Origin of the sequence: Azorhizobium sp. AG788, assembly GCF_943371865.1 — a bacterium.
GTDB lineage: Bacteria > Pseudomonadota > Alphaproteobacteria > Rhizobiales > Xanthobacteraceae > Azorhizobium.
Window position 1 is genome coordinate 1 of the sequence record NZ_CALRWL010000087.1, and the last position, 9362, is coordinate 9362.

The 9362-nt window shown below is 68.0% G+C and carries 8 protein-coding genes and 1 pseudogene; 3 read left to right on the plus strand and 6 right to left on the minus strand.

What is annotated here, in order from left to right; all coding sequences use genetic code 11:
* Together AAG816_RS26875 and AAG816_RS26880 are read left to right on the plus strand one after the other, a co-directional pair.
* The coding region (locus AAG816_RS26875) for a LysR substrate-binding domain-containing protein (RefSeq protein ID WP_341992792.1) at positions 1–231 on the plus strand (231 nt) is incomplete at its 5' end.
* A gap of 90 nt (positions 232–321) precedes the next feature.
* Positions 322–471: pseudogene (locus AAG816_RS26880) on the plus strand (DUF932 domain-containing protein); the annotation flags it as partial.
* Between the two features lie 107 nt (positions 472–578).
* Here the strand turns inward: AAG816_RS26880 and AAG816_RS26885 are convergent.
* The gene (locus AAG816_RS26885; protein WP_341992799.1) at positions 579–1112 is read right to left on the minus strand and encodes a MarR family transcriptional regulator; all 534 of its coding nucleotides are present in this window, start codon (positions 1110–1112) and stop codon (positions 579–581) included.
* Positions 1113–1492: 380 nt separating this feature from the next.
* Here AAG816_RS26885 and AAG816_RS26890 point away from each other — a divergent pair, with 380 nt between their 5' ends.
* Entirely contained in the window at positions 1493–2422 is a 930-nt protein-coding gene (locus tag AAG816_RS26890; protein ID WP_341992793.1) for an ABC transporter substrate-binding protein, read from the plus strand.
* Positions 2423–2465: 43 nt separating this feature from the next.
* Here AAG816_RS26890 and AAG816_RS26895 read toward each other — a convergent pair whose 3' ends face one another.
* From AAG816_RS26895 to AAG816_RS26915, 5 genes are all read right to left on the minus strand, one after another.
* Complete coding sequence (locus tag AAG816_RS26895) at positions 2466–3926, minus strand: amidase family protein (RefSeq protein ID WP_341992794.1); 1461 nt, start codon at positions 3924–3926, stop codon at positions 2466–2468.
* A gap of 22 nt (positions 3927–3948) precedes the next feature.
* Complete coding sequence (locus tag AAG816_RS26900; RefSeq protein ID WP_341992795.1) at positions 3949–4479, minus strand: aromatic-ring-hydroxylating dioxygenase subunit beta; 531 nt, start codon at positions 4477–4479, stop codon at positions 3949–3951.
* Positions 4480–4490: 11 nt separating this feature from the next.
* Complete coding sequence (locus AAG816_RS26905) at positions 4491–7364, minus strand: FAD-dependent oxidoreductase (RefSeq protein ID WP_341992796.1); 2874 nt, start codon at positions 7362–7364, stop codon at positions 4491–4493.
* A 99-nt stretch (positions 7365–7463) separates the two neighbouring features.
* The gene (locus tag AAG816_RS26910) at positions 7464–8633 is read right to left on the minus strand and encodes a 2Fe-2S iron-sulfur cluster-binding protein (protein ID WP_341992797.1); all 1170 of its coding nucleotides are present in this window, start codon (positions 8631–8633) and stop codon (positions 7464–7466) included.
* Positions 8633–9362 (minus strand): FAD binding domain-containing protein (locus AAG816_RS26915; protein WP_341992798.1); only part of this gene is annotated, 730 nt, incomplete at its 5' end. The genes AAG816_RS26915 and AAG816_RS26910, both read right to left, overlap by 1 nt.

The window sequence follows — 9362 nt, forward strand, 5'->3', positions numbered from 1 at the left end:
ACCGGCAGGGACTTCACGACCATTGCCAGCATGGTCGCCGTCGGCCTGGGAATAGCGCTGGTTCCAAAATCTCTCGACTGCCTCAGACTGCCTGGGGTTCAGTACCGCAATATCCGCGGCATCCAGACAATGTCGGAGCTGGCGATTGCCCATCGCAAGAGCGAGCTATCCGCGGCGGTGCGCGCCTTCATCAAACACAACCGCTCGGCGGCCTTCACCGGCGAACCATGAAGTACCATCTCCGATGACTGTTAGGTTCTGGTGGATTCTGTCTTGGGCGCGGGGCGTGTTGTCTGCGGCACGCGCACGGGATCACATTCCGCCGCGCTGGCCGGCATCAATCTGCAATATGGCCTGACGGCGCACCGCGCCGAGCAGATCAGGATGTTCGAAACCACCAATGGCCGCGTCGAGCTGCGCGCGGTGACCGGCCTGGACGATGGCCCTATCTCCGATCATGAGCTAGTCGAGGGTGCAGCGCATCTTGAGCGGACACGGGGCGAACCTCAAGCATCATCGGGCTGGTCACCACGGGTGCGAGGGCGGGCGATGCGAATGGGCAAGGGTGCGGACGCGCCTCACTCCTCGCCGCGGCGGCTGCGCTTGCGGCCGGTGAAGTCGGCCCGCAATTCGGCGCGGCTGTGCTCATTATTGCCTTCCACCAATTGTGCCAGCATGGCGATGAAGGCGGAGCGGTATTCCGGATCGAGTGGGGCCAGCAGCCGCTCCTGGGCGCGGATCATGCTGGCGTACATCTGGTCCACCAGGGCGCGACCTTCATCGGTGATGAAGACATTCACCGAGCGCCGGTCCTTTTCGCTGCGGGCGCGGCGGACCAGCCCGCGGTCCTGAAGCCGCTCCAGCACGTCCGCCACGTTGGTGCGGTCAATGCCCACCTCCACGCCTAAGGTGCGCTGGTCGCTGCCGGAATGCTGCAACAGCGCGGTCATCAGGCCGTATTGCACCGGCGTGAGGTTGAAGTCCTTGCACTCCTCCAGGAAGATCGCCGAGTGGATCTGATGCAGCCGGCGCACCAGAAAGCCCGGCCGTGCCCAAAGCGGCACCGGCTGTACGGGGGCCGCCGGCTCCACGGCAACGGTTTTTGTCTTCACGGCGTCCTCTTTTTCGCTTTTCAGGCCCACGGCCACCTTCGCCTTACCCATGGCGGGCGATCTCGGTCAATTGGCCATGGGAGCACGGCCGGCCATGGGGCGGCAATGTCCGTGTGATCACGTCTTCCATGCAAACTCCGGATTTCGTCCCGGCCCGGGCGGGCCGCCGCGCGCGGCCTTGGGGCAGCGTCTGATTTCATACAGCATACCCCTTTTGTCCCTTGCCGGGCATGGCCTTTTCTGCTTTCGTTTTAGACCTATAAAACCTCCAGATAATCAGGAACAACGCGATGCGTGCAAAAATCGCCCGTGCTGTATGTGCCGCCCTATTAGGCTGTATGCTGATTAATTATCCGGCCAGCGCCGCGGATTTAATCCGGGTGCGCCTGGATTGGACACCGTGGGGCAACCAGGCGCCGTTCCATCTGGCGGCCAAGAAGGGCCTGTTCGCGCAGAACGGTCTGGACGTGGAGATTATTGACGGCAACGGCTCGGTCTCCACCGTGCAGATCGTCGGCAATGGCGAGTATGACGTGGGCCATGCCTCGCTGGCGCCCATGGCCATTGCCAGGGCAAAGGGGCTGCCGGTGAAGGCCATCGCCTCCTTTGTGCGCCAGAACGACATCGGCTTGCTGGTGCCGAAGGACAGCGGCATCCGCACCCCCGCGGATCTGAAGGGCAAGAAGCTGGTGTTCACCGCCGGCTCCCTGGAAGCCCCGTTCATTGATCGCTTTCTGGCCAGCGGCGGGCTGAAGCGGGCGGACGTGGAACTGGTCAGCGTGGATGCCGCCGCCAAGGCCGGCACCTACATGATGAACCGCGCCGACGGCGCCTTCTCCTCCATTCCGTTCCTGCTGGCGGTGGTGGATGCGCAGCGCCCGTCCACCGCGATCAAATTCGCCGATTACGGGCTGGAGTTTCCCAGCTTCGGCCTGTTCGCCACCGAGAAGACCATTGCCGAGAAAGGCGATGCCCTGCGGCGCTTCGCCAGCATCGTCGCCGGCACCTGGACCTATGTCTTCGCCGGCCACGAAGACGAGGCGGTGGAGGCCATCATCGCCGCCCGGCCCAATGCCAAGCTGAACCCGGCCATCCTGCGGGCGCAGATCGAGACCTTGCGCGGCCTGGTGGCGACCCCGGCCACCAAGGACAAGCCCATGGGCATCATGGCGGCGGAAGATTGGACGACGGCGCTCACCGTCCTGTCCGAGGGCGGGCTGATCCCGGCGGGTCAGAGTGTGGAGGGCTATTACACCAATGCCCTGCTTGATCCGGTGCTCATCAGCCAGGCGACCAAGGGCGGTCGCTGACCTTGCTCCGATCCACCTCAGGGGCGGCCGCCGCGGCCGCCTCTTAGGGGGCGGGTGTCCAGCGCGGCGGCGGGCAGGCCGCCTCAAACGCTCGCGCCGCCGCCAAAAGGGCCAGATCCTGGTTCCAGCCGGCCACCAATTGCACGCCCAGCGGCCCGCCATTGGCCGCACATCCCACCGGCATGGCGATGGCCGGATTTCCGGCCAGATCGAACAGCGACAGCGCTGCGGTCCATTCCGAGCGCAACGGCCCCGCCTCCACGCCATCCACCACCAAGGGCGCAGCCAGATCGAAATCCGCGGCGACGGGGGCAGCGGAGACGCAGGGGGTGAGAATGAAATCGAAGCCCTGCCCCAGCTTGCCCTGCACCGCCCGGTACAGCGCCGTCCGCGCCACCTGCGCCCGCTGCAAATCAAGGCCGCTATAGCCCCGCGCCGCGACGATGCCCGCCCTCAAGGCCGGCGACAGGCGCTCGACATCCGCCTCGGGCGTGGCCGCAAACCGCAGCGCCCAGTTGGTCTGCTGCAAGGTGGTCCAGATGGGATCGGGATGGGTGAAGGCATAATCCTCCTGCTGCACCCGTGCGCCCAGCGCCTCCAGAATGCCGGCGGCAGCCAAAGTCGCCGCCTCCACCTCCTGCGAGACCCGGCTGTTGCCGGTGCGCAGCCACAGCAGGACCGTGGCGCCCCGCAGCGGCGCCTCCGGCCCAGATGCAACCACGGGCCTCGGACGTTGGCTCCAGGGATCGCCCGCATGGGGGCCGGCCACCACCGGCAGCACGGCGGCGATGTCGGCCACATGGCGGGCAATGAGCCCGAGATGGATGAAGCTGCCAAAGGCATCCGGCACCTTTTCGTGCGGGATCAGCCCCAGGGTCGGCTTGAAGCCATAGGTGCCGGTGCAGGCCGCCGGCAGGCGCGTGGAACAGCCGGCATCGGTGGCCAGCGCCACCGGGGTAATGCCGGTGGCAACACTCACCCCAGCGCCGGAGGAGGAGCCGCCGCAGGTCAGGTCCGGCGCGAACGGATTGCGGGTGAGGCCGGTGAGCGGCGACGTGCCCAGCGGCGAATGGGCAAACTCCGTGGTGGTGGTCTTGCCGAGGATCACCGCGCCCGCCGCCTTCAGCCGCGCCACGGCGGCGATGTCCGCCGCCGCCGGCTGCGCCTGCGCAAACAAGGGCGAGCCCCAGCGGGTGGGCAGCCCGGCCACGTCGAGAATGTCCTTCACCGACACTGGCACGCCGGCCAGTGGCAAGGATGCCTCGCCCGTCGCCAGCCGCGCCTCCACCGCCGCAGCCCCCGCACGGGCGCCGGCATCGTCGATGGCCGCGAAGGCGCCGTGCACCGGCTGCAGTTCATGGGCGCGGGCCAAAGCCGCGCCGATGGTGTCACTGATGCGGCGCGCGCCGCCGCCATGGGCGGCGACCAGCGCGGCCACCTCGCCCTGCGGGCCGCACGCCGCCAGGGGCGGCACGGCGGCCGCTTGGCTTTGGGTTTCGCTCATGGCCGTGCGCTCCCGGCGCGCCTTACACAGGAATGCACAGGGCGTTGTCGATGAGCAGGCTGTCATAGATGCACGCGCGCTTCTTGAGTTTCAGCCCGTCGGGGGTGCGCTGGAAGATGTCCTCATAGCGCCCCACCTGGTGCACGGTGGCGTCGGGCCGATCGAACAGCACCTGGAACACCGCATAATTGGCCGAGGCGACGATGCCCTCCGCCGTCTCGCGCACCTGGAGATTGCCCACCAGATGGCGCAGATAGCGCGGGGCGAACATGGCGGTCTTTTCCAGTGCGAAAGCGCGGTCGCGGATCATGCCGCGGTTCTCGCAATAGATCAGGCCCACCGGCAGATTGCGGTCGTAATTCTCGCGCGAGATGATGATGTAATGCCCATCGGGCGTGAACATCTCCGCCCAGTCGGCCAGACGCTGGGCATCCAGCGCCGCGCAATAGGCGGTGTTGAAATCCTCCACCTCGCTCTTCAGCAGCAGCGCGTTGAGGCGCGCCTCCGGGGTGAGGTCGGCGGGGACGGTGGTGATGTCGGTAACGGTCAGCATGTCGATCCTCCTCACCCGATGCCCATGGCTTGGCGCCAATGCTGGTACATGGCCCGGATCGCCGCCTCGGAGATCAGCGTGTCGGCGGTGCCGGTCTCGGTATCGGGATCGAGCTTCACGATGTGCTCGCCGCCGGGCACCCGCAGCATACCGTCCTGCACGAACTTGATCGCCTCGTTATCCTCCAGGCCGAGGAAGCCCGCCGGCCCCATGAGATTGCCCTGGCGCAGGCGGTGGCGGGTCATCTCCTCGTCGTCGCCCTCGAAGCCGAACATGGTCCATTTCATGATGAACTCGTCCGGCCCTGTGGGCACGATCTGGCGAATGCCCAGGGTGTTCATCTCGCGCTGGACGATCAGGTTCGGCCAGATGGTGGCCATGGTCACCGACCAGGGACTGTCGAACTCGTCGATGAAGTCCATGAAGCGCGGCTCTTCCAGGGTCATGCCCTCCTTGTAGGCGCGCATTTCCTTCTTCTTGTCTTCGGAGACCTTGGCGGTGGACTTGGCGGAAGCCATCACCCCATGCCGTCCGGTGGGGTCCGCCAGCATCAGCGACTTGTTGCCCGCCACCAGCAGGCCGAACGTCACCAGGAAGGTGTGCAGCAAGGTGGCGTGATAGGGGTCCTTGAGGTTCTCGTGATACAGCTTCCAATTGCCCGGCAGGCTGTGGCGATAATGGCCCAGCAAGGTGAGCTTGCGGCCGTCGAAGGTGGCCTCGAACTCGCGCAGCACCTCCTCGCCCAGATATTCGCTGAACGGCTCCATGTCGTCCACATAAGAGGCGAACACCACGCCGCGATGGGTGGTGATCGAAAGCTGGCGCAGGCCATGCTCGGAGGGTCTGAAGTCCTTCGGCATGCCGCCCTTGCCGTCCACCCCGCGGCGGAACGGCACCCCAACCAGATTGCCCTTCAGATCATAGGACCACTGGTGATAGGGGCAGACGAACTCCTTGGCATTGCCGGAGAGGTCGCGGCAGAATTCGGCGGCGCGGTGGACACAGCGGTTCTCGAACGCGTGGATGGTGCCATCCTCGGCGCGGGCCACCACCACCGGCGTCGGCCCCACATTGGAGCGGATGAAGTCGCCGGGATTGGGGATCTCGCATTCCAGGGCGACATAATTCCAGGTGCGGCCATGGAAGATGCGCTCCACCTCGCGCTCGTAGATGGCCTTGTCCGTATAGACCCAGTCGGGAATGGCCGAGAGGCCGTCCTTGGGCCACACATAGGTCGGCGCCAGCGGGGCGACAGGCTCTGCGCTCGGTGTTGCGCTCATGGGAACGTCCTCCGGCCGTGGGGTGTCAGGGGTGCGCGGCAGCAGGCGGGCGCCGGCCGCGGCAAGATCGAAGCGGGTGGGCACGGCAAGTTCCGCGCGACCGGCGCGGATGGCGGCGGGGGCGGAGAAGGCCACCACCGCCGTCACGTGCCCGGTGTCCGGATCCAGGGTGCGATAGATGGCGCCGGGGCCCGAGGGCGCGCCGCTGAGCGCCACCTCATCCAGCGCCCCCGGCGTGCCGAGCATCTGAATATTCAGGCCGAACTGGTCGCTCCAGAACCATGGCGCCCTGTCCGCCGCGCCCTGCTCCGATCCGGCGATGGAGCGCCCGGCGGCGGCGCCCTGGTCCTCCGCATTCTGCCAGCTTTCCAGGCGGCGGCGGGTGCCGGCCACCGGCACATGGTGCAAGGTGCAATCGCCCGCCGCCCAGATGCCGGGGACGCTGGTGCGCCCGGCCGCATCCACCACGATGCCGCCCTCCACCGCACAGCCCGCCGCAACCGCGAGCGCCGTGTCCGGCTCCAGGCCGACGCCCACCAGCACCAGATCCGCCGCCACAGCGCCGGCGGAGGTGAGGAGGCGATAGCCGGCGCCATCCGCGGTGATGGCCTCGACGCTCACCCCGCGCCGCACCTCCACCCCAGCGGCTTCCGCCGTGGCGCGGAAGGCGTGGCCCAGTTGCGGCGGCAGCAGGCGCGCCATCACCTCCGGCTCGCGCTCCAACAGCACGGCGGCAAGGCCCCGCTCGATGACCGCCGAGGCCATTTCCAGGCCGATGAAGCCGCCGCCGATGATCGCCACCGTGCGCGCCTTATCCAGCGCTACGGCGATGGCCTGCGCATCCTCGATGGTGCGCAGATAGCGCACGCCCGGCAGGTCGCCACCGGGGATGGCGAGCCGGCGGGCGGTGCCGCCGGTGGCCAGCAGCAGCGCGTCGTAGGGCAGCTGGCGGCCGTCCGAGAGCGATACCGTGTGCGCCTGCGCGTCGATGGCGTCCACGCGGATGCCCAGATGCAGCGTCACGCCCAAGGTCTCGGCCTCCGCCACGGCGAGGCGCACGCAATTGGTCAGATCCGCCTTGCCGCTCAGCACGTCTTTCGACAACGGCGGACGCTCGTAGGGCGGATGCAGCTCCGCCCCCACCAGATCGATGGCCCCGTCGAAACCGGCCTCCCGCGCCGCCCGGATGGCGGCGGCGGCCGCCTGTCCAGCGCCGACAATCACCAGACGGCGCGGTGCGGCCGAAGGCAGCGAGGGCGGGGCCGCGTCCGCTTCGGTATTAGGATGTGTATCCCCTGTTTTGAGATCCACGAACACATCGGTGCCGACCACCATCACCGCATAGGTCTGCACGTCCTGGGTCAGCGGCGCGCAGCGGGCCTTGCCGGTGCGAATGTCGAACACGCCCTGGTGCAGCGGGCACTCGATGGTGCCGTCCTCCACCCAGCCATCCTTGAGGAAGGCTAGGGCGTGCGTGCAGATGCCATGGGTGGCGAACACCTCGTCCCCCAGCCGGTACAAGGCGAGCGGCAGGCCGTCGATCTCGACGCCCACCACACCACCGTCGCGCAGGTCGGCCAGCGCCGCCACCTTCTGCCACTGCATCCTGCCCTCTCGAAGCTTTTTCGATTTTAATCAGTGTACTTCTTATTTTCGTGTCATCAAGCGATGCGTATCGCTCTTTCTCGCGGGCGCCGGATCGCCCTAGGCGCCGGTTCCCCTGCCGCCCCACAGCCCCTTCAGCCAAGCGCGTGCCGCCCCCAGCAGCAGGGCGAAGGCACTCAATTCGCGCACCGCGGCCGCGGCGGCCGGCGCCCCGCCGCTTCCACCCAAGCGCGAGGCGAGGTTGGCGGCGAATATCTCCGCCAGATGGCCCACCAGATTCTGCACCAGCGCGCCGCGCGAAAACTGCGCCAGGGCGCCGGTGATGCGATAGCGCAGGGTCACGTCCAGCAGGCTGCCCGCCCCGTCCGGCCGCAACGCGAAGCTGATCTCGCCACGGACCTGCGAGCCCGATCCGCCGTCGCGGCCGGCACCGGACACCGTGCCGGTACGCGCCGCATCGTCGAACCGCACCTGCGCCTCGCCGCCGAACCCGGCCTTGATGGGGCCGAACTTCACCACCATGCGGCCACGCGCCGTGGTGCCATCAAAGCTCTCCAGTTCGGCGCCGGGCAGGCAGAGCGCCAGCGTGTCCATGTCCTTCAGCGCCGGCCACACCGCATCCACAGGCGCTGCGATCCGCACGCTTTGCGACAAGGTGCTTCCGCCGGGCATGTCCCCCAGGATTGGCGCTGCGGACGCCAGCGGCGGCGCGGCAACGGATGGCGGCGGCGCCTTGGCCGCAATCGGCGCGCCCTGCCCCGCGCCCACACTGCCGACGTCCGGCACCGCGACGGAAACGCCCGCCGCCGCCTTGCCTTCGGCCACGGCGTGGACCGCATTGACGATGCCCACATAGCCGGTGCAGCGGCACAGATTGCCGCTCAATTCCGCGCGGATCTCCTGCTCGCTGATGGCGCCCATCCGCGAGACGATGTCATGAGACGACACCAGCATGCCCGGCGTGCAGAAGCCGCATTGCAAGGCGTGATGCTGGGAAAACGCCTCGCGCAATTCGCCCATCAAGGCATCATCCGCGAACCCCTCGATGGTGCGCACCTCGGCGCCGTCGCAGGTGGCGGCAAAGGCGATGCAGGAGCGCATGGGCTTGCCGTCGATCATCACCGTGCAGGCGCCGCACACACCCTGCTCGCAGCCCAGATGCGTGCCGGTGAGGCCGAGGTGCTCGCGCAGGAAATCCGCCAGATGGGTACGGGGTGCGACGCTGGCGTTCACCGGCGTGCCATTCACCGTGAGAGAGATGGCATTCATCACAGACCCGCCTCGTTCAAGCTGCGTTCCACCGCCACCACATGCAGATCCCGGAAGGTGGCATCGTGCCCGGCCAAAGCGGCCAGCGTTTCCTCCCGCGCCAGCGCCTGCACGCGGGCGGTCTCCCCGGCAAGCAGGGCTGCGGAGGCCTGCGCCAGCACCACGGGCGGCGCCTCCACCGCACCGCAGACGATGCGGGCAAAGCCGCGGGGGCGGTCCAGCACCACGGCGCCGATGGCCTGGGCAAACTCGCCGGTCTTGCGGCAGATCTTGTGATAGCCCCAGCACGCCCCCTCGGAGAGGATCGGGATGCGCACCGCCGTGAGGATCTCGTCCTCCGCCAGCGCCGGCGTATAGGCCGCACGCATGAAGGCCGGCAGCCGGGCCGTGCGGGTTTCTCTGGGCCCGACAATCACCAGTTCCGCATCCAACGCGGTGAGCGTGGAGATCCAGTCCGCGGCGGGGTCCGCATGGGCCAGGCTGCCGCCGATGGTGCCGCGATTGCGCACCGCCCGATAGGCAATGCCATGGGCGACCCGCCGCATCAGTCCCAAGGTCACGTCCGGCACCACGCCGTCCTCGATCTCCGCATGGGCCCAGCCGGCGCCGAGCCCCAGATGGGTGTCCTCGCGCACCAGCAGGCGCAAGCCCGAGATCCGCCGCAGATCCACCACCACGCAGGGGCGCGCCAGGCGCAGATTCAGCATGGGGCCGAGTGAGCAGCCCCCC

Bases quoted from the DNA above. Each gene is read 5' to 3' on its own strand.
- AAG816_RS26910 (WP_341992797.1), bottom strand. From the start codon at position 8,633: ATGAATGCCATCTCTCTCACGGTGAATGGCACGCCGGTGAACGCCAGC.
- AAG816_RS26900 (WP_341992795.1), bottom strand. From the start codon at position 4,479: ATGCTGACCGTTACCGACATCACCACCGTCCCCGCCGACCTCACCCCG.
- AAG816_RS26905 (WP_341992796.1), bottom strand. From the start codon at position 7,364: ATGCAGTGGCAGAAGGTGGCGGCGCTGGCCGACCTGCGCGACGGTGGT.
- AAG816_RS26895 (WP_341992794.1), bottom strand. From the start codon at position 3,926: ATGAGCGAAACCCAAAGCCAAGCGGCCGCCGTGCCGCCCCTGGCGGCG.